General features: G+C 43.4%; 19 protein-coding genes, 1 tRNA gene, 2 pseudogenes and 1 CRISPR repeat array. Of the genes and pseudogenes, 7 read left to right on the top strand and 15 right to left on the bottom strand.

Annotated elements, in window-relative coordinates; translation table 11 throughout:
• Positions 1 to 69 precede the first annotated feature (69 nt).
• A pseudogene (locus ACYRY3_RS12830) lies at positions 70 to 774 on the bottom strand (RNA-guided endonuclease InsQ/TnpB family protein); the annotation flags it as partial.
• Positions 775 to 1,042: 268 nt separating this feature from the next.
• A CRISPR array of direct repeats spans positions 1,043 to 2,615; the repeat unit is 37 nt; unit sequence GTTTCAATCCCTGATAGGGATTAGTATAAGTTGCCAC.
• 329 nt (positions 2,616 to 2,944) lie between these two features.
• Complete coding sequence (pyk, locus tag ACYRY3_RS12835) at positions 2,945 to 4,714, bottom strand: pyruvate kinase (RefSeq protein WP_460202047.1); 1,770 nt, start codon at positions 4,712 to 4,714, stop codon at positions 2,945 to 2,947.
• A 297-nt stretch (positions 4,715 to 5,011) separates the two neighbouring features.
• Here pyk and crtR point away from each other — a divergent pair, with 297 nt between their 5' ends.
• Complete coding sequence (gene crtR / locus ACYRY3_RS12840) at positions 5,012 to 5,899, top strand: beta-carotene hydroxylase (protein WP_460202048.1); 888 nt, start codon at positions 5,012 to 5,014, stop codon at positions 5,897 to 5,899.
• Positions 5,900 to 5,973: 74 nt separating this feature from the next.
• Here the strand turns inward: crtR and aroH are convergent, their stop codons facing one another.
• The 3 genes from aroH to ACYRY3_RS12855 all read right to left on the bottom strand — a co-directional run bounded on the left by aroH (position 5,974) and on the right by ACYRY3_RS12855 (position 7,980).
• Entirely contained in the window at positions 5,974 to 6,354 is a 381-nt protein-coding gene (aroH, locus tag ACYRY3_RS12845) for a chorismate mutase (protein ID WP_460202111.1), read from the bottom strand.
• A 110-nt stretch (positions 6,355 to 6,464) separates the two neighbouring features.
• On the bottom strand, positions 6,465 to 7,286 hold the full coding sequence (gene sppA / locus ACYRY3_RS12850; RefSeq protein WP_460202049.1) for a signal peptide peptidase SppA: 822 nt from the start codon (positions 7,284 to 7,286) through the stop codon (positions 6,465 to 6,467).
• Positions 7,287 to 7,692: 406 nt separating this feature from the next.
• Complete coding sequence (locus ACYRY3_RS12855; protein ID WP_460202050.1) at positions 7,693 to 7,980, bottom strand: hypothetical protein; 288 nt, start codon at positions 7,978 to 7,980, stop codon at positions 7,693 to 7,695.
• A 449-nt stretch (positions 7,981 to 8,429) separates the two neighbouring features.
• Between ACYRY3_RS12855 and ACYRY3_RS12860 the strand changes: the two genes are divergently transcribed.
• The 6 genes and pseudogenes from ACYRY3_RS12860 (at position 8,430) to ACYRY3_RS12885 (ending at position 13,825) form a co-directional block, all read left to right on the top strand.
• On the top strand, positions 8,430 to 9,227 hold the full coding sequence (locus ACYRY3_RS12860; RefSeq protein ID WP_460202051.1) for an MlaE family lipid ABC transporter permease subunit: 798 nt from the start codon (positions 8,430 to 8,432) through the stop codon (positions 9,225 to 9,227).
• Between the two features lie 30 nt (positions 9,228 to 9,257).
• Positions 9,258 to 9,983 (top strand): annotated as a pseudogene (locus tag ACYRY3_RS12865) (transketolase C-terminal domain-containing protein); the annotation flags it as partial.
• Positions 9,984 to 10,128: 145 nt separating this feature from the next.
• Positions 10,129 to 11,544, top strand: a complete 1,416-nt coding sequence (gene secD, locus ACYRY3_RS12870) for a protein translocase subunit SecD (RefSeq protein WP_460202052.1) — start codon at positions 10,129 to 10,131, stop codon at positions 11,542 to 11,544.
• The gene (secF, locus tag ACYRY3_RS12875) at positions 11,541 to 12,521 is read left to right on the top strand and encodes a protein translocase subunit SecF (protein ID WP_460202054.1); all 981 of its coding nucleotides are present in this window, start codon (positions 11,541 to 11,543) and stop codon (positions 12,519 to 12,521) included. Before secD ends, secF begins: the two co-directional genes overlap by 4 nt.
• A 108-nt stretch (positions 12,522 to 12,629) precedes the next feature.
• The gene (locus ACYRY3_RS12880; protein WP_460202055.1) at positions 12,630 to 13,037 is read left to right on the top strand and encodes a hypothetical protein; all 408 of its coding nucleotides are present in this window, start codon (positions 12,630 to 12,632) and stop codon (positions 13,035 to 13,037) included.
• A gap of 317 nt (positions 13,038 to 13,354) precedes the next feature.
• Positions 13,355 to 13,825: a GNAT family N-acetyltransferase gene (locus ACYRY3_RS12885; RefSeq protein WP_460202057.1), complete on the top strand. Its 471-nt coding sequence runs from the start codon at positions 13,355 to 13,357 to the stop codon at positions 13,823 to 13,825.
• Here the strand turns inward: ACYRY3_RS12885 and ACYRY3_RS12890 are convergent.
• From ACYRY3_RS12890 to ACYRY3_RS12935, 10 genes are all read right to left on the bottom strand, one after another.
• Complete coding sequence (locus ACYRY3_RS12890) at positions 13,767 to 14,705, bottom strand: sensor histidine kinase (RefSeq protein WP_460202058.1); 939 nt, start codon at positions 14,703 to 14,705, stop codon at positions 13,767 to 13,769. The genes ACYRY3_RS12885 and ACYRY3_RS12890 overlap by 59 nt on opposite strands.
• Positions 14,706 to 14,838: 133 nt before the next feature.
• Entirely contained in the window at positions 14,839 to 15,465 is a 627-nt protein-coding gene (locus ACYRY3_RS12895) for an L-threonylcarbamoyladenylate synthase (protein WP_460202059.1), read from the bottom strand.
• A 67-nt stretch (positions 15,466 to 15,532) separates the two neighbouring features.
• A complete protein-coding gene (prmC, locus tag ACYRY3_RS12900) occupies positions 15,533 to 16,435 on the bottom strand; it encodes a peptide chain release factor N(5)-glutamine methyltransferase (RefSeq protein WP_460202060.1) in 903 nt (300 codons plus the stop codon).
• A gap of 26 nt (positions 16,436 to 16,461) precedes the next feature.
• Positions 16,462 to 17,277, bottom strand: a complete 816-nt coding sequence (locus ACYRY3_RS12905) for a Tic22 family protein (RefSeq protein WP_460202061.1) — start codon at positions 17,275 to 17,277, stop codon at positions 16,462 to 16,464.
• A 547-nt stretch (positions 17,278 to 17,824) separates the two neighbouring features.
• Positions 17,825 to 17,898: transfer RNA gene (locus ACYRY3_RS12910), tRNA-Pro, on the bottom strand.
• Positions 17,899 to 18,005: 107 nt separating this feature from the next.
• Positions 18,006 to 18,557 (bottom strand): GNAT family N-acetyltransferase, encoded by a 552-nt coding sequence (locus ACYRY3_RS12915; protein ID WP_460202062.1) that lies wholly within the window; start codon positions 18,555 to 18,557, stop codon positions 18,006 to 18,008.
• On the bottom strand, positions 18,482 to 19,009 hold the full coding sequence (locus ACYRY3_RS12920; RefSeq protein WP_460202063.1) for a ParA family protein: 528 nt from the start codon (positions 19,007 to 19,009) through the stop codon (positions 18,482 to 18,484). The genes ACYRY3_RS12915 and ACYRY3_RS12920 overlap by 76 nt, the downstream gene beginning before the upstream one ends.
• A gap of 11 nt (positions 19,010 to 19,020) precedes the next feature.
• A complete protein-coding gene (locus ACYRY3_RS12925) occupies positions 19,021 to 19,329 on the bottom strand; it encodes a hypothetical protein (protein ID WP_460202064.1) in 309 nt (102 codons plus the stop codon).
• Between the two features lie 371 nt (positions 19,330 to 19,700).
• A complete protein-coding gene (gene hisD, locus ACYRY3_RS12930) occupies positions 19,701 to 20,987 on the bottom strand; it encodes a histidinol dehydrogenase (RefSeq protein ID WP_460202065.1) in 1,287 nt (428 codons plus the stop codon).
• Positions 20,988 to 21,121: 134 nt separating this feature from the next.
• Positions 21,122 to 23,491 (bottom strand): GAF domain-containing protein, encoded by a 2,370-nt coding sequence (locus ACYRY3_RS12935; RefSeq protein ID WP_460202066.1) that lies wholly within the window; start codon positions 23,489 to 23,491, stop codon positions 21,122 to 21,124.
• Positions 23,492 to 23,657 lie beyond the last annotated feature (166 nt).

Consider the following 23,657-nt stretch of genomic DNA (forward strand, 5'->3'; position numbering starts at 1 on the left):
CACTTTCACCGTTTACAACCACTTTCCTGCTTGCGTAGTGAGTAAAGCCTGCTGTTTGCTTATCTTTGCCTTAGCACGGTTTTTGGAACCTTTTTTGGTTCTTGACAAACGACGTTGAAGACGTTTAAGTGCTTTTTCTGATTTACGGAAGTGACGGGGGTTTTCAACAGTTGCACCATTTGAATCGGTGTAGAAGTGGGTCAACCCGACATCAATCCCAAGGGTTTTGCCTGTTGGTTCTCTTTTCTCTAATCGGTCTTGGTCAAGACAAAATTGTGCATAATAACCATCAGCGCGACGAACCACACGTACCCGTTTAATCTGCTTTAACTGATAGAAATGGAGGTCACGAGTTCCCCACATTTTAAAAGTTCCGGCTTTAAAACCATCAGTAAATGTGATGTGTCTTCTATCTTCAGATAACTTCCAACCCGTGGTTTTGTATTCAACAGAACCATGTGTTTGATGTTTTTTAAAGCGTGGATACCCTTTTTTACCCGGTATGCGCTTTTTACAGTTGTCGTAAAACCGGGCAATTGCAGACCATGCACGTTCGCCGGAAGCTTGACGTGCCATCGAGTTTAACGATCCTGCAAACTCAAACTGTTGTGCCAGTATTGCAGTGTATGCACTAATTTCGTTCTTCCCTACCCCACGGTTATCCATCCAGTATTTTAGGCATGAGTTACGAATAAACCTAGCTGTACGAATAGCTTCATCCAGCAAACTATATTGTTCGTTTGTTCCTTCTAACTTTGCCTCGAACACCAACATGGATAACCTCACCTCCTTTGTAAATCTTACTATGTCGAGTATAGTATAAACTTCATGTGTGCGCCTATTAATTCCGGAAAAAATCAATATGTACTTGCAGTATCACTGATGCCTAAAGGCATTCTGCTTGCTTTCATCCCCTGCCTAAAGGCTAGGGGCTTTCAGCTTTGCTTTGTTGTAAACCATTGGTTTACTAATTTTGTATTTCAATCCTAATAGAGGTTTGTATAACTTGCAACTAGCGCAACTGCGATCTCAAGGGCTAAGTGTTTCAATCCCTGATAGGGATTAGTATAAGTTGCCACCAGTGACAACTGGCATCTATTAGAAGGAGAAGTGGTGTTTCAATCCCTGATAGGGATTAGTATAAGTTGCCACTGGGCTTTGTAGATCAGTTCCTGCTGGTAGGCAGTGTTGTTTCAATCCCTGATAGGGATTAGTATAAGTTGCCACTTCGCAGAAGCTTGCAGAGAAGCTATCGCAAATCAAATGTTTCAATCCCTGATAGGGATTAGTATAAGTTGCCACTTCCGACTTTTATTGAAGTGAATTCTGGTACAAGAAGTTTCAATCCCTGATAGGGATTAGTATAAGTTGCCACCTCTTACGTCTTGCAGCAACCGTCCAAGTAAAGTTTCAATCCCTGATAGGGATTAGTATAAGTTGCCACCTGGTTGGTTTGTCTCCTGTTTGCTGGAGATGTTTTAAGTTTCAATCCCTGATAGGGATTAGTATAAGTTGCCACTCGTGTTCATAACCTCAGGTATCTCTCAAATTTTATTGTGTTTCAATCCCTGATAGGGATTAGTATAAGTTGCCACCCCTCCGCCTCCGCCACCTCAAGCGCTTGCTCGAGGTTTCAATCCCTGATAGGGATTAGTATAAGTTGCCACAGTACCCTTACCAATAGGATAGGCGATAGCGTATTCGTTTCAATCCCTGATAGGGATTAGTATAAGTTGCCACCTAGTTCTTCATCTCTTAGTGAATCTGGAGTGAATGTTTCAATCCCTGATAGGGATTAGTATAAGTTGCCACCGGGGGTCGCGATCGTAAGTGGATCTGCGACCTACAAGTTTCAATCCCTGATAGGGATTAGTATAAGTTGCCACTACCCTGACGCATGGAAAGTTTTTGATTTCGCCCGTTTCAATCCCTGATAGGGATTAGTATAAGTTGCCACCTTTTGGTACTTATGGATTTGAGAGTGAATTGTATGATGTTTCAATCCCTGATAGGGATTAGTATAAGTTGCCACGTTGTTGGAAACGACCATGATTTTGGCTTTGATGATGTTTCAATCCCTGATAGGGATTAGTATAAGTTGCCACGTTGATTTCAGTCGCAATATCAAAGCACTTAAGGTTTCAATCCCTGATAGGGATTAGTATAAGTTGCCACGAGCAACGTTAGCGGGGTCGAGGGTCGCGTACCATTCGTTTCAATCCCTGATAGGGATTAGTATAAGTTGCCACAAGCTAGCCGAAGCTGAATCTTCGCGTCAAATTAAGTTTCAATCCCTGATAGGGATTAGTATAAGTTGCCACCTTAATTTTCGATATCACTTATTTAAGAATGCTAGGGGTTTCAATCCCTGATAGGGATTAGTATAAGTTGCCACCACGAAATCCTCACTTATGCTCAGTTATTGTTTATTTCTGGTTTCAATCCCTGATAGGGATTAGTATAAGTTGCCACTTTCCTCTCTCTACCTGCGGTGAGAGTTCCGCTGTTTCAATCCCTGATAGGGATTAGTATAAGTTGCCACCCGTCGCCCTGTCCCCGCCAGCGATTATTAAGTATTGTTTCAATCCCTGATAGGGATTAGTATAAGTTGCCACGGCTGCCACTGGAGATGTTGAGCCTATGTAGTTTTCAAGGTACAGTAGCGCGGATGGCATTATCATATCACGATTCAGCGTAGTAGTAGCAAGAGAAAATGGCTGAAATCCTTACCAGGTAAGGAGCGCGGATGGTTTATTGTTAGAATGAGCTTGGAACCCTTATACACCAAGGACTTGAGGCACTTTTTCCAGTAACTTAATTTTAAACAGCCACCCATCCGCGCAAACAAGAAATTTTTCTTGTGGCATGGAAGTCTCGCCATCCTTACTTCAAAACAGAAAAGAGACTCATCCCACAAGAACTGCACTGCAGGCAACTGCAAAATCTAAGGCGTTCCTAGCGCCCCAGAATAAACTAAGCCGCGTTGTAAATCCATTGTCAAAATCGCGCCATCCCGAATAACTTGCGTTGCTTGTTTTACACCGACAATAACGGGAACACCGAGGCGCAAACCAATCACCGCTGCATGACTGGCGAGACTTTCATCTTCAGTAATAATTCCGGCAGCCTTACGTATTGCCTCCACATAATCAGCACTTGTGGTGGAAGCAACCAAGATATCTCCGTGATTGAAATTACTAACATCGGTGGGAGTGTGGGCAACTCGTGCGCGACCACTGACAGAACCTTGACCCAGTCCAATTCCCTGACCGAGAACCGCTGTCACAACTTCAACTTTGATCAAATCAGTTGAGCCAGAAACGCCTTGGAGAGTTCCAGCGCTCATAACTACCAAATCTCCCTCAGACAATAGTCCCCGTTCTTGAGCAACGTTCATAGCTGCTTGGAATGTCTGACCGGTGGAAGGGAGTTCCAACATCAACAAAGGATTGACTCCCCAAACAAGCTGTAACTGGCGTGCCACATTTACGTGAGGTGTAACGGCTAGGATAGGTGTCTGGGGACGGAATTTTGACACATTTCGCGCTGTTGCTCCTGTCTGTGTCAAGGTCATAATTGCTGCTGCGCCCAATTGTTCGGCGATTTGACCGACAGCTTGGCTAATGGCATTGGGAATGGAACGCTTGGGATCTCTGGTTTGGCGGGTATTGTTGTTTTGCGCCTCCTCTTGTTCAATACGTTCGGCAATTCGTGCCATCGTAGCAACAGCTTCCACTGGAAACTTCCCAACTGCGGTTTCATTTGAGAGCATAACCGCATCTGTACCATCTAAAATCGCATTTGCTACGTCTGAAACTTCAGCGCGAGTCGGACGGGGGTTACTTACCATGCTGTCCAACATTTGGGTAGCAGTGATGATGGGAATACCCAGACGATTGGCAGTAGCAATCAGTCGCTTTTGGAGGATTGGTACATCTTCGGCTGGTAGTTCTACGCCCAAGTCTCCTCTTGCTACCATCACTCCATCACACAACGCCAGAACTGCTTCCATTTGTTCGATGGCTTCGTGCTTTTCAATTTTGGCAATGACTGGGACTTGCTTACCGGTGGTGGAAATAAGCTCTTTAATCTCAATCATATCTTGGGGATTGCGGACAAAGGAAAGTGCTACCCAGTCCACACCCTGGTCGAGACCGAACATCAAGTCTTCCCGGTCTTTTTCGGTCATTGCCTTAATCGACAGGTAGACTCCGGGAAAGTTCACACCTTTATTATTTGAAAGTGTCCCGCCTACGGTGACTCGGCAATGCAAATCACCTTTATCTCGATTCACTTTCTCGACAAGCATTTCTACCCGCCCGTCATCAAGGAGGATTTTTGAACCTGCGGGTACTTCTTCTGCTAAATAATCGTAGGTCACGCAGCTGATGTCCTGCATGCCAACAACTGGGCGATTGGTCAAGGTGAAGGGATCGCCTTTTGCTAAAACTATAGATCCGTTTTCAAATTTTCCCAAACGAATCTTTGGGCCTTGCAAATCTTGCAGGATTGCTACTGGTTTATTGAGTTCAAAAGCAGTTTGCCGAATTAGGCGGATGTTGCGCTGATGGTCGGCATGGCTCCCATGGGAGAAGTTAAGCCGCAGCGTTGTTGCACCAGCTTCAATAATGGCTTTGAGCATTTCTGGGCTGCTGGTTGCGGGACCAATTGTGGCGACAATTTTTGTTCGGCGTAGGGAATCTTTTAGTTGCATAAAAGCTGAACTTAGGGAGCTACTCAGGCAATCATCCTAGATGAGGAAGCATCTTTTGTCTGTCGCTGCTGAGTCAATCGCGGATGCGAAAGCAGGGATAGCGTTGTCTGGAGTTAGTTAGAAGCTGAAAGCCTTGTCTGAAATCATATCGTTATTCTGTAGCTTATATATCAAAATCACAATAAATATTGCTATACAAAACTTTATGTTCTGCAATTTTGTCTCGCAAAACTTCACTTTTGCTTGGAGAAAAGTGGCATTATCTATATAATCGATTGACTAAATAAGGAGTTTACGATGCTGACGTCGGAGGCAACGAAGCCACTGACAGTCCCCCCAAAGGAATTTTTAGCGCCTCCGGGTGATTTCAATCCGACGCTGCTGATGTTTCTGGCTGCGGTGACAATCCTGGTATTATCTAATTTTGGTTATTGGGTTTGGGAATGGCAGCACTGGGTGTGCTTTACTGCAAACACTCTTGCTTTACACATGGCAGGTACAGTGATTCATGATGCTTGTCACCAGTCTGCCCATCGCAACCGCATCATTAACGCTATGTTGGGACATGGTAGTGCTCTGATGCTCGCTTTTGCCTTTCCTGTTTTTACACGGGTACACTTGCAGCATCACGCCCATGTCAATGACCCTAAAGATGACCCCGATCATTATGTCTCTACAGGTGGTCCGTTGTGGTTGATTGCTGTCCGGTTCTTATACCACGAGGTGTTTTTCTTCAAGCGGCAACTGTGGCGGAAGTACGAATTACTGGAATGGTTTATCAGTAGATTGATTGTAGTTTCAATCTTTTATATTTCCATTCAGTATCACTTTTTAGGCTACATTCTCAACTTCTGGTTTATTCCAGCCTTCATTGTTGGTATAGCACTGGGTCTGTTTTTTGATTATCTACCCCATCGTCCTTTTGTTGAGCGCGATCGCTGGAAAAATGCTCGCGTTTATCCCAACCCAATTTTAAATGTTCTCATTATGGGGCAAAATTACCACTTAATCCATCATTTGTGGCCTTCCATTCCCTGGTATAATTACCAGCCCACTTACTACCTTATGAAGCCTCTTTTAGATACAAAAGGTTGCTATCAGTCAACAGGGCTGCTTCAAAAGAAAGACTTTTTTGATTTTGTGTATGACATTTTTTTAGGAATTCGGTTTGGTCATCATAATTAAATAGCTATCAGCTATCAGCTATCAGCTATCAGCTATTAGCTGAGTGCTGAGTGCTGAGTGCTGAGTGCTTATCATCATCGCGATGGCTGTAGTGGCTGAGGTAGACTCCAGTCAGGACGTAAATTTTTGGCGTGACGCAGATAGATATGCTGTGTTGGTGTCGAAGCAGGAAGGTAGACGTGAACCAAAAACCGGATACAGCGCTCTAAACTACCATCAACGTGCATCTGCTGTACATCTAGCATGGGTACATTATCCCAATACGGACGCTCTCGTGCGATCGCAGCTGGAAAGGTAGCACTCAAATCGCTTGTTACAGAAAATGTCACGCTAATAATATCTGTTGGATGCAGTCGATTCCGTTGTTCGAGTTCATCCAGTATTTCCATTACAGCCTCTCGCATTGCTTTCACCGTATTTTCAGGAACGGTCGTTGCTCCGCGAATTGCCCGCATTCGCCACTCCACGTCGTCTTCCTCCTTAATTAGTCATTAGTCATTCATTAGTCATTAGTTATTAATCATTGTCTCAGACAAATGAGAAAGGACAAATGACGATTATTTAGTTAAGGTCTATATAACCATAAAGGTAGACCACTTGTCTTCATTTCAAATTCGACCCAATCCAGCCCAGCCCCCAGTCCTGGTGAAACTTGAAGATTGCCTTGTAAAAGACGGTTCAGCAGAGGTTTCCGTTCTTCTAGGGTGTATACCGGAGTTTTTTCGGGATCGAGATTAACCAATTCACAAGCCCAACGACGAGCATCTTCCTCTGTGCCCAGTCTGTCTACAATTCCCAGATCTAATGCTTGCTGTCCGGTAAAAATTCGACCATCAGCAAAACTTCTCACTTTTTCCACTGCTAGGGAACGCGCATCAGCTACAGTTTGCACGAACTGTTGGTAACTTGTGTCAATCAATTCTTGCAAAATGTTTTGTTCCGGTTCTGTCAGTTCCCGGTCAAAAGCCAAGATGTCTTTGTAGGGACCAGATTTAATGACTTTAAAGGAAACACCAACTTTTTGCAATAAGCGTTCCAAATTGTTACCACGCAAAATTACACCAATGCTACCTGTAATTGTTCCTGGATTAGCCATGATGTGTTCTGCTCCCATACCGATGTAAACACCACCAGAAGCAGAAATATTGCCAAAACTAGCTACTATTTTCACTTTTTCACGCAACCGTTTCAAGGCACTGTAGATTTCTTGCGAATCTCCTACCGTACCGCCAGGGCTGTCAATACGTAGCAGTAGTGCTGGAAACTTTTTTTCTTCTACTGTTTTGAGTGCTTCTAACACCCGCTTGCGAGTAGCACTGGCAATTGCACCAGTAATTTCAATCCGAGCAATTTGTTTGCGAAACTTGGGCTTAAAAGGCCAAACCATGAGTAGTTAAAAAACCTCGTAACATATCTAACATAAGATGCGAAGCGTACACGATGCCTGCTTTTCCATATTAAGAAAAACTAAGGGGTTTTGTGTTCTTCACAATTTTCATAAAACTTTTAGAATTATCTTATATTGTATGTAACTTTGTTTGTTATTATTTAACTCAGGAGTAACAAAACGCTAAATGAAGCCCTTAGCAGTAGATTTAGGTTAAGTCAAAAAAACCGAGCTTAACCCTGGAAAGCTTGAGGCAAAGGGTATACAAAGTCTAAATCTGGACAAGACAAGATGAGCCGCACCTGTGTTTGATAAAATAGGTCGAACAGTTATAAGAAGATTTTATTGTAAATAGATTTTTGTAAAGCTCTCACTGAGAAATGAGAAGGGAATAGAATAATTATACCTACCGCAATATTTGGCACCTGTAATAGACGTACATATCAAACAGTGCTCCAACAACACTAAAAGTTAAGCAAATCACAAAGAGACCGCCAAGAGGAGTACCGCTACCGAAAATAGTGAGAAATTCCATGATAGGGGTAGCGATCGCATCAGTGATTTCTTGCAAACCGGGAAGATAAGCGATCGCAGAGACAAGGAGCAAGAAACCCCCGATCAGAACCATCGGAGCAATAAAGCTGAAAATAATCGATAAAACTAGGGAGCGGAGAAAGTTGGTGAAAAGAGACATTTGAGGCAATTTTCCGTAACGAAAGGTCAAGAACGTAATTTATTGGTCATTATCTACGATAAGCGCGATTGCCTTGACTCAGGCAAGAGTTCAAAAATCTTAAGTTTACATTAAAATACATACACAATTTTTCTAAAATATGTATTCCAATCCCAAAGTAGAATAAACTCCTGCAATCCAATCAGGGTCTAACTTTGACTGCAAATTCCAGATTGCAGCTTGGGTAAGTGCGATACAAAAAGCCATTTTAATTTCTGAAACGAGCTTTAAACTTAGTTAACTTAAACCTATAGGATGCGGGGGACTGCGGGGACTGAGGAGATAAGGAAGAAAGACCAATGACCAAGGACAAATGACTTTTGACCAATAACTTTTGACCAATGACTAACAACTAACGACTCGTAATTCGCTATTATGACGGCAGTTAGTCAGTTAATTAGTTAATCAAATTGAGAGAGACTACATCCAAATTTAGTTTAGAACTATGGAGCCGACGGTTACTGGCTGCCATTTTCTTAGGTGGGCAAGTTACAGTTCATTTACTGAGGGGAAAAATCCATAAGCGGAACACTCTAGAGCAAATGGCAACCGTCGGACCAGATTCCCTATTCATTGCCCTGTTAACAGCTATCTTTGTAGGTGCGGTGTTCACCATTCAGGTAGCAAGAGAGTTCATTACCTTTGGTGCAGGCAATGTTGTTGGTGGAGTCCTAGCTGTAGCGTTGACAAGAGAACTCTCACCCGTATTAACAGCCGTGATTTTAGCGGGGCGAGTTGGTTCGGCATTTGCAGCAGAAATTGGGACGATGCGAGTCACCGAACAAATCGATGCTCTTTTGATGCTAAAAACAGATCCGATTGACTATCTTGTCATCCCTCGGGTAATTGCTTGCTGCATTATGCTGCCCATTCTCACACTTCTATCCTTGCTAACGGGAATGCTCGGGGGATTGCTTGTTGCAACAAATCTATATAAACTTTCAGATACAGTTTTTCTGGACTCAGCCCGTAATTTTCTTGCTACCTGGGACATTGTCAGTGCAATAATTAAAGCCTGTTGCTTTGGGATTTTAATAGCCGTTATTGGATGTAACTGGGGTTTGACGACAACGGGAGGAGCAAAAGGAGTAGGACAATCCACCACAACAGCAGTTGTAACTGCTTTATTAATTATATTTGTAAGCAACTTCTTTCTTTCTTGGATAATGTTCCAAGGCACTGGTATTGCATTAATGCAAGGGTTTTAGTCATTTGTCATTTGTCATTTGTCATTTGTTTTGCTCCTCGCCTTCAACCAAATATCCAATAATGCAGGAATGCTGCGCTACACTTCTGGTGGTAACTTTAAAATCCCAATGGTCATTCGCGGTCCCGGCGGCGTGGGAAGACAGTTAGGAGCAGAGCACTCTCAGCGTCTGGAGGCATACTTTCAAGCAGTTCCGGGTTTAAAGATAGTTGCTTGCTCTACACCATACAATGCCAAAGGTCTTTTAAAATCCGCAATTCGTGATGATAATCCTGTATTATTTTTTGAGCACGTCTTGCTATACAACTTGAAAGAAGACTTGCCCGAAAAGGAATATTTGCTGCCGTTGGATAAAGCAGAAGTGGTTCGTCGCGGAAAAGATGTTACAATTTTGACTTATTCGCGGATGCGCCATCATGTTATTCAAGCAGTAAAAACCATAGAGAAAAAGGGCTACGACCCAGAAGTCATTGATTTGATATCACTCAAACCGCTAGATTTTGATACTATTGGTGCGTCTGTAAGAAAAACCCATCGCGTGATTATTGTGGAAGAGTGCATGCGAACAGGAGGCATTGCAGCAGAACTTATCGCCTCAATTAACGAACGTTTGTTTGATGAATTAGATGCGCCTGTACTGCGGCTTTCTTCCCAGGATATTCCCACACCCTATAACGGTGCTTTGGAAAGACTGACAATCGTCCAACCAGAACAAATCGTTGAAGCAGTGGAAAAAATGATGGCTCTACAGGTGTAAGAAAAGGAACTAGGGATGGGGAATTCGTTTCTTGGAAGGGTGTCATATCCTCAGTATAATTTTACCCAATTCCAAATTCGGGATTCCGAATCCCTATTACCTATGAAACAGCGCTATCATAGCCTTTGTCGCAGCAATTGAGAGTATGCAAAGACAGCGATCGCTACTACTGTTGATATCTATTTTGGTTATTGCCGCCATTGCGGTGATAGCATCAATTCCCGTGCCTTTGGGGCTGGATTTACGCGGAGGTTCCCAGCTGACAATTGAGGTGAAAACAACACCAGAAATTCAGCAAATCACTGAAAGAGAGTTGGCAGCTGTAAAAAGTGTTGTTGAAGGTCGGATCAACGGTTTGGGAGTTTCCGAACCAATCATCCAAACTGTAGGTACAGATAAAATATTAGTGCAACTGCCTGGAGTTAATGACCCAGAACAAGCGGAACGAGTGCTGGGCGGTACAGCGGAGTTAGAATTTCGCACGCAAAAGCCCAATACAGAAGCACAATTGTTTGCTCTTCAATCTTCAAGATTGCAAATGAAGGCAAAACAGGAAGAACTTAGGAAGAGCCCAGATAAAGCTGCAATTGAGAAAAACCAAGCGGATTTAAAAAATAATGCCAGTGCCATTGCGGAATTATTTGAAAGCACAAATCCACCTTTAACTGGTAAATACCTTAAGGACGCCTACGGCGAACCAACTCAGGGAAATGACTGGAATGTTGCCATTCGCTTCGATGATAAGGGCGGTCTATTGTTTGCCGAACTGACAAAAAAACTAGCAGGTACCGGACGGAGTATAGGTATTTTCTTAGATAACGAACTCATTAGTGCTCCCACCGTAGGACCGGAATTTGCTACAGCTGGTATTACTGGTGGCGCAGCCGTGATTACAGGTCGTTTTACGCCGCAACAAGCCAATGATTTGGGTGTACAACTTCGTGGAGGCGCATTACCAGTACCAGTACAAATCGGTGAAATCCGGACAGTTGGGGCAACCTTGGGGAAAGATAGTATACAAAGCAGTATTTACGCGGGAATCGGTGGTTTAAGCTTAGTATTAATATTTATGGTGGTGTATTATAGGCTACCAGGAGCTATTGCTGATATATCACTATTGATATACTCTCTCCTTAGTTGGGCTTCTTTTGCTCTGTTAGGAGTTACACTCACATTACCAGGTATTGCCGGCTTCATCCTCAGTATCGGTATGGCAGTTGATGCTAACGTCCTGATTTTTGAGCGGACTCGAGAAGAATTGCGAGCTGGTAAATCTTTGTATCGTTCTGTAGAATCCGGTTTTTATCGCGCATTCTCCAGTATTTTAGATAGCAACGTCACAACATGGATTGCCTGTGCTGCACTGTTCTGGCTGGGTTCTGGCTTGGTCAAAGGCTTTGCCCTCACCTTAGCGTTGGGAGTGGCTGTAAGTCTGTTCACGGCAATCACCTGCAGTCGCACGTTCATGTTTTTGGCAATTTCTATCCCCTCGCTGCGGAAACCGGAACTTTTTTGTCCGAACCTGCCAGTGACAAATAAGGCAGAGGTGGCTCAACAATGAAACTCAGTATCAACAAATCAAGAGGGATTTGGTGGCTCGTTTCTTCCCTCGTTATTCTTGCCGGAATCATCTCAATGGTGATTTCTTGGCAGCAAATTGGTTCCCCCCTGCGTCCGAGTCTGGATTTTGTGGGTGGTACGCGCTTGCAGTTTGAACGGGATTGTTCTCAACCGGGTAACTGCGATCGGCCAATTGATATCAATGTGGTTCGAGACGTTGCAAAAGCCCAAGGGTTGGGTGATAGCAGTATCCAAGCGATCGCCGACAAGGACACGCGCAAAGAGAATGGTGTCTTGATTCGGACAAAGGCCCTAACTCCCGAACAGCGCACTCAGTTGCAAAACGCTATCAGTGAGAAAATTGGTGCTTTTGACCCGCAGAAAAATCAAATTGACACGGTAGGTCCTGCCATTGGGCAAGAACTGTTCAGATCCGGTATTATCGCTCTGGTAGTGTCCTTTGTAGGTATCGTTGTCTATATGGCTGTCCGCTTCCAATGGGATTATGCCTTATTTGCCATCGTTGCTCTCTTTCATGATGTGTTAATTACAATCGGGATTTTCTCGATTTTGGGCTTGGTTGCAGGTACGGAAGCGGATAGTCTTTTCATTGTTGCCCTACTAACAATTACGGGTTTTTCGGTCAACGATACTGTGGTTATTTACGATCGCATTCGCGAAACCCTGAAAACAAATCCCAACCGTTCTTTTGCCCAAATTGTAGATGATGCAGTCAATCAAACTCTGGCACGGTCAATTAACACAACACTGACCGTACTGCTGACATTGCTTGCTATCTTTCTATTTGGGGGAGAAACACTCAGAAATTTCGCTTTAGCATTAATCATTGGTTTCACAGCAGGGGCTTACTCAAGTATTTTTATTGCCAGTACTCTCCTGTGTCTGTGGCGAGAACGGAATGGAGAATCAGTAGTACCCAAACATGCCGATTCTGTAGATGCTTCAGCTGATAGTTAGTGATTTGTTAGTTGTCAACATTCTGAGGTCAATAATGAGTTATATTTATCAGTTGTTAAAAAGTACTTTTAAGCCACTAACAACTAACAATTAACCACTAACTCTCCTATGGATAAGCAACCATCAAAGCCCGACTGGGAAATTGATAACACCGACCCCCATTTTGCTCAACAAGTGCAAAGACTACACCAGCTTCAGGTAGGTGCTCGATGGTTGTTTGTTAGCTTTTTATGGTTGACTCTTGCCCCTATTTGTTTGTGGAATTTGCGTGAAGAAATTGTGCTGTGGCGGCAGTACTTTACTTGGGTGGCTGTACGATATGGGCTTTACTATCATCCATTGTCTACCCTTGGTCTCTCTTTTTGTGTTGGTATGCTCCTTGCTGTCTTGATTTGGCAAAGTCGGAATATCTTGTTTGGAGTACCGGATGCGGAAAAACAACGCCTCGAACAACAGGTTTTCCGGATTCGCCAGCAAGGACCAAGCCATCCTCTTTGGAAATGGGTTTGTGGTTAAAATAAAATTGTAAATTTTTTGAATATTAACAGCAGGGAAACTCTTAACAGGGAGGAAAAACCTGTTATCTGCTTCGTTCTAAATAAAATCCAGGGGTTTAAGCCTCCACCATATGCAGTCTCTCTTCCCTTTGACTCTGATACAATTTTGTCGCTATCCCTACGATCCAATCTAGGTTGGGGAGCCACTGCGTTGTGGGGGTTCCCCCCATTGAAGCAAGTGGCGTTTGAGGAACTCTACCCAACAAAATCGGTCTGAACCATATTGTCCTATAATGGGTTGAGTTAGTGAATATACACGTCTCTTCAGTAAAATTCATGAAACCCACTCAGATTCGATTTAGCGATCGCAAGTCTGAAGTTGACCTTTTCCAACTCCAGCAGCTCCTAAACATTTCGGCTTTCTGGGCACAAGGACGCAGTATTGAGGATTTGGGCATAGCCATTGAAAATAGTGACCCCGTCATTACTGTTTGGGATGGAGAACAGCTTGTTGGCTTTTCCAGAGCTACTTCTGATGGTATTTACCGCGCTACTATTTGGGATGTTGTCATGCACCCAGAATACCAGGGTATTGGACTCGGCAGTAAGTTGGTGGAAACCATTTTGAGCCATCCTCGAATGAACCGCGTTGAGCGTGTCTATGTAATGACTACTCACAAACAACGGTTCTATGAAAAGATTGGTTTCCAATCAAATTCTACGACGACAATGGTACTGTACAACAGTTCTAATTTTGCTTCGCTGCCTGCATCTGAAATTCATCTTCAGGAATCACTCGGGGGGTAGAAATTTGTATCCTTGTATACGTATCTGATTGTTCTTGATGTGCGGGAGAAGAAATGATTTCTAATTTTCCCGCCATCGCTTCTAGTAAAGTTTGATTGAGTAGTAACTTCATTCCTGGTGATAAAGAAGCTTTTACCCCAAGAGCCTCAGAAAATTTTTCTTCAGTAGCAACTAAATCTATGTTCTCTTTAAGCGGAACAGCATGAGTCGGAACATCCAGCCAAATATAAAGGTTATTCTGTTTGGGAGAAGCCCCAACAGAAATACGGATACTACCTTCCTCCATCTGATGGATACAAGTGTCTACCAAGCTGACCAACACATAACGCAGCCAATAGGGGTCTGCCAAAACATAAATTTCTGGATCTGGTGGTAATACTTGAAAAGGATAATTGCGATTTTCCGCCAGCATATACGTGACGTCATGAACGTGCTGTAAAATATCAGCTATTGATATGGGCTGGATGTTTAATTTGTTAGTACCGTATTCTGCCCTGGCAATATTGAGAATTTCATCTATTAGTTTTAAAAGCTTCAATGCTCGCTCATGAGCTTGGGAGATAAATTCTCGCTCTTCTTCTGGATTTTCACATAAATTGGATAATATTAACTGGTGTAGCCCTATTAAACCATTAAGGGGCGATCGCAGCACATGGGTTGTTCGCGCCAGAAACCCTGCCTTAAACTGGCTAGTTTCCAGCGCCATATGGTACGCCCACTGCGTTTGCTTCATTTCTTGTAGAAGCGCCGCCTGATTTTGCCCATCTACGGGTGACACAACAGAGGAGCTAGATGGTACTTTCCGCCCTGGCAGTAAACCGCGAATACCGATCCCCAGTGCTAACCCTGCTCCTAGATATACCCAGTTGCTCCAATTCATAAATCTGCAATTTTAAACTTATTAATTGACCTTAAAGGTACAAAATAAAGTTCCGGAGTTCCCAAGTTTGAGTTGAAAAGAATTCTCCAGTCGTGAGTTTTCTAGCTGCAAGAGGCACCCGCTCATTTTGACTTTAAATTTCTAACTTTATAGCACCTTGTCGCAAAATCTGCCAATTTTTCCCAGTCCATTTGGCAACAGTAGAAGGTAGACCCGTACCCTGTACTTCGCTATCATATTCTGTTTCTGCCAGATTTAGAACATCGGGAAACTGTGCTTCAATTTCCGCGAGCGTGAGTAAGGGAGGCTGACCTGATAAATTGGCACTTGTGGTGGCTAGTGGCCCTGTTTGTGCTAAAATCTTGCGTGCGATCGCACTCTTGGGTACTCGTATTCCAACTGTCAAAGGGATATCAGATTGCTGTGCTTGTTGGTTTAAATTTTCATCATCAGTGGGGATCATCTCTTTTGGTACTTGTGATGAAGCTGGTAAGACCAAAGTGAGGGCTCCCGGCCAGTACTTCGTTGCTATTTCATGCCAAATTTTATACTCTTCCTTGCTGCCTTGGACAAAAGACCAAACTTCGTCCGCGCTAGATGCCATCAATATCAAAGGTTTGTCCCGACTGCGTTGCTTTGCTGTGTAGATCGATGTCCCTTTTTCTGGTAACGAGGCCAACGCAGGAACTGTATCTGTAGGAAAGCTAACTAATTTTCCGGCACGTGCGCCAGCTATCAGGGCATCTAGAAAAACAAACATGAATTCAGGGGGTAAGAGTGAAGCTAATTAATAATTCGCAGTCAGAATCGCAACTACGAACTATTAATTATTTTATGTAGGCAAGGGCAAATCTGTGAATACCAGCCAGATCGGCGTGAATTTGGATGTTGCAATAGCTACCGTGAGTTTGCAACATATCTCGTACTGTATCTGCTTGCCCTGCCATCATCTCAATTAGCCACACTCCACCCGGTTGCAAATAGGTAGGGGAAACTTCTACTAAATGGCGGATGCAGTCTAAGCCGTCAGCGCCACCATCTAAAGCTAGATGTGGTTCGTGGTCAACAACTTCTCTTTGCAGAGTCGGTATAATACTTGTAGGTATATAGGGTGGATTTGATACCATTCCACTAAACTGACCCTTAAGAGATTCCAAGGGACTCCACCAAGAACCTTGATAAAACCGAATCCGGTCTTCAAAACCCATGCTTCGAGCATTTGCCATTGCAACTTCTAGCGCATCGTAACTGGAATCAACAGCATGAATTGTAGCGGTTGTAAATGCATCTGCCAGTCCTAGTGCGATAGCGCCACTACCAGTCCCCAAATCAGCCCAATGTGCTTGTTGTGAGGGTAATAGGGAGGCAGCAGCCATCACAGCCAAATCTATTAAGTATTCTGTTTCTGGTCTTGGAATTAAAACCGCCTTTGACACTGCTAGTTTAAACTTTCTCCAAGGAGTTACTTTAGCAATGTACTGCACTGGCAGGCGTTCCTTTAATCGCTTTTGCCACAGTTTGTCTAAATCTTCCAGTGGTAACTCCAGTTGAATTTGTGGTTTATCTTTGAAGGATTCCAAAAGCAGTGACAAGCGATCTAATCCGGCTATCTCTTGTAGCAACCAATCTACTTCAGCAGCCGGGACATGACTGGCGTTAGCAGCTATCATCGCCGCATTACGCCACTGCCAAAGTTGTAAACCAGTGACGACTGAGTGTCTGTCCGCCATCCCTTAACCTATGACAAAACCCGTTGTTATTTTTTCGGTGCAGGTGCTGCAGCAGGCTTAGCATTACCTCGCTTGCTAACAACATACTGCATAGTTTCTGTAGAGGGCACTATGGCAACTTGATTAAGCCATGCATCATTTTTCTCGCGTAGAGTTTTAATGACGTTGTCTATATCCACGACTTGAATATCAGCTTTGGGAACTTGTGTCTTCACCTGCTGTAATAAAGCCTGTGCATCTTTTTTACTTAAAAACAGAGGGATAACTTCCTTATTGTCAGTTTTGCGTTTTACTGATACATACCCTTTGTCTGGTGATCTCACAATGAAAACTGGTACGCTGGCAATTTCCTTCACATCTTTACCAGTTTGGCGCAATAATGTCATTGCCCCTTGAACTTCTTGCTTTGCAGGTTCAAAGACAAATAGCGGGCGGTCTGGTTTATTAGCACTTTCCTGGAGTCTCTGATAAATCATACCCAATGGTACTGGTGTCACCTGCAGGTCTTTTACAACCTCAGCCAACTTCGGGTCTTTCTTTTTTGCATCAGACAACTGGTTGACAATTGTTTGAGCTTCTTGCCCGTTCATAAAAACGTTAATAACCGACACAGTTTTTGGCGTGTTTTGCCCATTTTGCCCGTTCTGAGCATTAGTAGGTAAAGTACGAGTTAAGGGTATACCTTTGTTGTTAGTAATCAAAAACACTGGCACTTGATCTAATTTTTCTTTAATTTGCTGCTCTGTCAATGCCAGCACTGAAGCATTTCCGCCAAAAATTGTTGCCAGCAGGGTACTTCCTACTAAACTGACCGTTGTACCCCAACGAACAAATGATTTCATAACTTCTCCTCGCACTAAACGTTGCCTCAATCAAGTTTGATAAGCTGTTAGACTAACACAGTCCTAACTACTAGTTTTAGTTATAGTATCTACTTTCCCAATTGACCGTGCTGTTTTTTGTATGTCAATAGCGCTTTTTGCTGGAATTGCGCTTGGACTGTAGATGCATTCGTGTATGTTAACAAGAGTGGCGAAAGATTACCTCTTGGGTAAGGTGCCAAATGTCATTTTATTGGACTTTCCTAAAAATAGGTGACGCTGATAAATAGTGAATCGTTCCTATTGCAGAAGCGTAAAAATGTCTCAATGCTTACACAATATCTATAACTTTTCAAGTATGTCTTGCTGCAATTGAGTTTATCCAATCGCAATTAAATAGCAGAACAGTAAAATTGCTGTACTCCGCAAAAATAGGTAAACTAATGTAGGTCAATTTACACAAATAAGCAATAAGTTCAGCACATCCAAATTTTGATTTCTCAGGAATTAAACAAAAAACCCTAGTTCGAGAAAAAGAACTAGGGTTTTATGGTTATTTTTGTATAAGTCGGGATGACAGGATTTGAACCTGCGGCATCCTGCTCCCAAAGCAGGCGCGCTACCAAGCTGCGCTACATCCCGACATCCTAGCAAATAACAGCTTTTCCATGTAACCTTGGAGTCGCTGTTGCTTAACCTTTATCATTATAGATAAGTTTGCTGGATTTGGCTACTTCTTTTTTAAAAATTTAGTGAGGATACCAAAACATACCTTTAATGCCTTCCGGATCTGACATAAAACCCAAATGCCGATAGAAATCTACAACATGAGGGTCGGCAAAAAGAGTAACATTGCTAATTTCTTCACTCCTCAATTTTTTGAGGACGTACTTCATTAATGCTTTGCCGAATCCTTTGCCTTGAAATTCCGGATGAACTACCACATCCCAAATCGTAGCGTTAAACGCATGGTCTGAGGTAGCACGGGCAAAACCAATGAGCCTCCTTTTGTTTCCTTTGACTTGCCACATAGAGGCAACAAGAAAACTGTGCTCAATTGCTTTTTTGACTTTTCTTAGGGGGCGACGCGACCAACCGACAGCATCACAGAGTTCCTCTAGTTCATACAGGTCGATGTCTCGCTCCGTACTAAATACTATACGTGGCTCCTGGGAAGGAGATCCGCTAACACCGCTGGAACCGGAGTTACCCGTAGTGTCGGTGCTTATCTCCTCAAAGGGGCTTGTTTTTGCTGTTGCGGTTGTATCTGATGTACTAAACCAAGTTTTCCAAAAACCCATGCCGCAAGAATCCAAGCAACGTGGGCTAATGCGGTAGTTCGACCGACTCCCCCTTTAAAAGAATAAAATGTTACTGTTCTCGGCATACGCGGTTCGCGCAATGAAGTTTGAGATTGATTTTGAGGATTTGCTGCTTGTAGAGCTAAATCTTGCCAAGTATATACCGAGGGAACTTTAACAACCTGCGGGGACGAGAGATTAAGAGATTCAGCTTCCTGAAGTGTATGGAGGGAGAGGAAACCAGGAGAGAAATGAGGAACTTGCGCTTGGTTGAGGAAATTCAAGACCTGCTCTTTGCGTTCAGGTATAGATAGACCTGCAAAGCGATCGCTTACAATGGTTAAGTTCAACAAGCCCGAGGTGGAAAAATTAACGTCAACCCACTCTCGTGAATTTTGCACGTACTCGTTTGTCATCCGCTGCTTGAGCGTTCCTTGCCAAGTCTCCTGCATTTTCATTCTCCCTAAAGTTGAGTGGCTTGCTTTTGTAACCACCCTCTAAGCCTATGGTATGTTTCCAGCCAACGTTTATAACTTGCATCATCAGGCTCACTGCAAGAATAGCCCATATTTATGAAATGTTGGCTTGGATTTTCAACTTCATTGAGCCATTTCATCACCTCCGGAAACTTTTGGATTCTGGATTGGAGGCGATTGTGCCGTTTTAGTGCCTCAATATAGCTATGTCCTGGATTAGTGATGGTATGTCCGGGATTATTAAACTCTGTCTTCCATTCCTGAGTTGCACCTTTTGGCAAAGCAGCGAAAATCATTGATTTTAAGTAAACATTCAATGGTGATACCACCAAAATGCATGGCACCTATTTTTCTTTTAGCATTACATAAGGTTTCAGTATCCATATGCCGCTGTATGAATGCTGCCTGGTAATCTTCCATAGTTAGTTAAAATAACGTCATTTATTTTAAATTTCAGTATAGAAGTATAGTATTTTTTTGGTTGGATAGTCATACTGGTAATCTATAAGTGTTTGCTGGTGAAAATCTAAAGAGGAATGAAACAATTCGATTCAATGTTGGGCTTCAACTAAATCAATGTTGGGTTTTGTTCCGCAATTGAATGAATGTTGGGTTTTGTTCCGCAATTGAATGAATGTTGGGTTTCGTTCCTCAACCCAACATACGTCTAACTCCCTTCCAGACGTATAGCTACACTACCGCCATGAGCGGGCAAACCCTCAGCTTCTGCTAATATTACGGCTGCTTTGCCTATGGTTTGCAATGCCTGTTCGCTGCATTCTAAATAGGTGATTCGCTTGAGAAAATCGTAAACACTTAAACCGGAAGCATAGCGGGCAGAACGTGCGGTAGGCAATACGTGATTGGGTCCACCTACATAATCGCCAATGGCTTCTGGTGTGTGGCGTCCTAAAAATAAACTGCCAGCACAAGTAATTTTACTAGCAAGCGATCGCGGTTCATCTACACATAATTCCACATGCTCTGGTGCGAGTTGGTTGAGTAGGGGAATCCCTTGCTCTATGTTCTCAACCAAAATCACAGCACCGTGCTTTTCCCAACTTGCACTTGCAACTTCTTTAGTAGATAAGGTTGCGAGAACTTGCTCAACAGCATTGATAACTTTTTGAGCGAAGGTTTCAGAATCAGTAATCAGAATAGATTGAGCGCTTGGATCGTGTTCGGCTTGTGACAACAAATCCCATGCAATCCAGTCTGGATTGTTTTTGCTATCTGCTACAACTAAAATTTCTGACGGACCTGCAACACTGTCAATCCCAACAGTACCAAATACTTGTCGTTTTGCTTCGGCAACATAGGCATTACCCGGACCAACAATTTTATCCACGGGGGTAATCGTTTCTGTTCCATAAGCAAGGGCAGCGATCGCTTGTGCCCCACCAATACAGTATATTTCAGAGACACCAGCAATTTGGGCAGCTGCGAGCACTGCTGGATTAATCTCCCCCTTTGGCATTGGCACTGTCATGACTATCCGATGCACGCCAGCAATTTTAGCAGGCAGGGCATTCATTAACATCGAACTTGGATAACTAGCTCGTCCTCCGGGTACGTAGATTCCCACCTGAGACAAAGCAAACCAATTTAATCCCAGTCTGACACCTGCTGCATCTGTATAGACAAAGCCTTGCGGTAGCTGCTTTTGATGAAAAGCAGTAATGCGTGAAGCCGCCAGTTCCAGTGCTTCCCTAACAGATGCAGGGCATTGGGCTGCTTTTTCGTGAATAAAAGAATCGCTCAGGCGTAATGATTGCGGGCTATATCGGTCAAAGCGAGTCGTATACTCCTTCACTGCAGCATCACCGCGCATTTTGACATCACTGATAATTTCCCGAACTGTCCCACTGACATCAACGGTTGCTTCTCTTCTCTCGTTGACTAATATCCTGAATTTGTCAGCGAAATCGTTATCGGTTGCTTTCAGTACCTGCATGGACGGTCTCTCAATTCGTCAGTTGATGTCAAACTTAATTTTTGCACTAAACCTGGAGCTAAAGAAAGAGGCAGGCAACTTCTGCATAGCTACCTTCTCTTTACTACCGCCACCCATTGCAGAATGCTACAATTTCAACTACTGCTATAAATCTTTTTAAAATTATTAATAATACTTGAAACTTCCATCATGACCTGATTTACAGCACTTGAGGTTTGCGTTTGATTTTCTAGGTCTTGTGTAATTTCCCCTAATAAGAGGTCTATTTTAGTATCGATAGTAGCAACTCGGTCAAGTTTTTCCTGAGTGGTCTCTACCAATTGAGTTCCGGCAGTGAGTTCCTCTGTAACCATCCCAATAACCTCAAACACCTCCTGGATTTCTAACTGAATTTTCGCTACAAGACCTTCGGTTTCTTCAATGTTTCCTTTCAACTGCCGCGTCATAACGAGAACTTTATCTGCCAGAGCAACACGCTCTTGCTCGGTGCTGCCTCGGGTTACCTTAAGCGCTACGTTCATTGCTTGTAAATTCAGTTCGGACACAGCATTACTGACAAGCAGCACTGTTGAGGAAAGGTTTTGAGATATCCCGTTTAAAAGTTCCAGCTTTTCGGCAGCATTCAAAATCACTTGTTGGATTGTAACAATGTTGGTTGTGACCTGCTCTATCTTCTCTTGACCCGTTTGTACTTCCCGATCCACTTGTTGCCGTTGGAGTTTCAATTGTTGAAGAGTTGCATCCATACCCCGAACAACGTTAGCCATTGCTTGAATGCGATCGTATCCAGTTTGGAGAGACTCCATCTGTCTTGATGCTTCAACTTCTATCGTTTGGATAACTGTTTCTCGCTCTCTCAAGAGTTCTAATACTTGGTGCTCCAGCACGTCTTTTTGTTGGTACAGGTCAATAGAAGCGGTTTCAGCAGCTTGGTAGGCTTGCTCTATCTGATTCACAAGTCGGGCATGGTCGAGAGCAAATCCCACTTGTGCAGCCACTTGGGCAAATAAATCAATTTCTACCTGTTGCCAGTTACGAGGTTCAGAGCATTGATGGGCAATCAATAAACCAAATAACTTATCATCTTTAAGTATGGGGGCAACTAAATTCGCTTTAACCGCAAAGGGTTCCAGTTGACCGATATGACAGGGGCTCAAACCAGCTTCATAGACATTGTTGGTGGCTCGAACCCGTCCTGCTTGATACTGGTCTACGTAGCCCTCTGCAAAACAGGGGTCTTTAATGTTAGCTCGCAACGCCTTTGGAAAACCTGGAAGCACAGCTTCTGCAAGAACAGTTCCATACCAATCTTCGTCAAAGCCAAAAACAATCACTCTGTCGGTTCTAAGTTCCTTGCGAGTTTCTTCCACTGTCGTTTTCAGGATATCTTCTTCATGCAGGGACGCACGTATCCGTCGGGTAATATCGATAAAGACTTGACGTCGATCCGCTTTCTCATCCACCTGTTCTAGCAACTTAGCATGGTCAAGGGCAAACCCCACTTGAGCACCTAACTGAGCAAATAAATCAATTTCAATCTGCTGCCACAATCGAGGACTAGAGCACTGGTGGGCAATGAATAAACCGTATAGCTGGTTATTTGTGATAATCGGAGCAATCAGATTCGCTTTAACAGCAAATCGCTCTAACAACCCAATGTGACAATCATTCAGACCAGCTTGGTAAATATTGTCAATCGCACGAACGCGCCCCTGAAGATATTTTTCCACATAATCTGAAGCAAAACAGGGCTCGTTGATTGTAGACCACAAAGCTTTTGGCCAACCGGGTGCTACTGATTCTTCTACAAAGGTTCCATTCCAGTCGGCGTCGAAGCGGAAAACGGCTACGCGGTCAGTTTTAAAAACTTGGCGAACTTCTTCAACAGCAGTTCTGAGGACATCTTCTTCAGAACGTGCTCCCCAAATGCGGTGACTGACGCTTATCAATACTTGAGAGAGTTCCGCAGATGCTTCGTGTTTCCATAGCAATTCTGGAAGCTGCTCTTCTATTAATTTGAGATTTGCTTCTAAAGCCACCAGTTCATCTTTTCCACCTGAGCGATCGCGAGTACTTATTTCTTCCCGATACAATCTATTCACTACAGTTGTCGAAGTTGCAGTCGCATTAAGCACTTGACGAAGGGCACGATTCATTACAAAAGCAGCAATTGCACCTACCGATACTGCTGTTATGAGAGTGCTAATTAACAGAAATTCCCCTTGTTTTTGTAGGGCAAGTTTTGTTGCTGCTTCATTTTTCGCCTGTTGTGTCATTTGCTGCTGAGCCAACTGACTACCAAAATAGGTAGCTGTACCCATTGTCAGTACGGGAAGCACACTGACAGCCAGTGCTAAAGCCGTTGCTTTATACTTCAAACTCCATTGCTGCCCTTTTTTTCCTGAAGGAAGACTTGGTAGCTTGCTAATATTAGTAGCGTTGGAATCATAACTTGTGGGAACAGTTTTGCCCGGTCGGGGTTCAGGGGATGGGGGTTGAGTCATGAACGAATCTTCCGATTATGTCACTGGCTAGCCAAAACTGTAGATGCCCAAGATTTAGATACCAAAATATTGGTAAGCTATTTCGTATGTAAATTTATTTACCATACTGTGTTAGATATTCACAGTATTTACTGTCTGTTCAGGATAAAAGAGAAAGGGTGAAGGA

Source organism: Scytonema sp. NUACC21 (genome assembly GCF_054684315.1).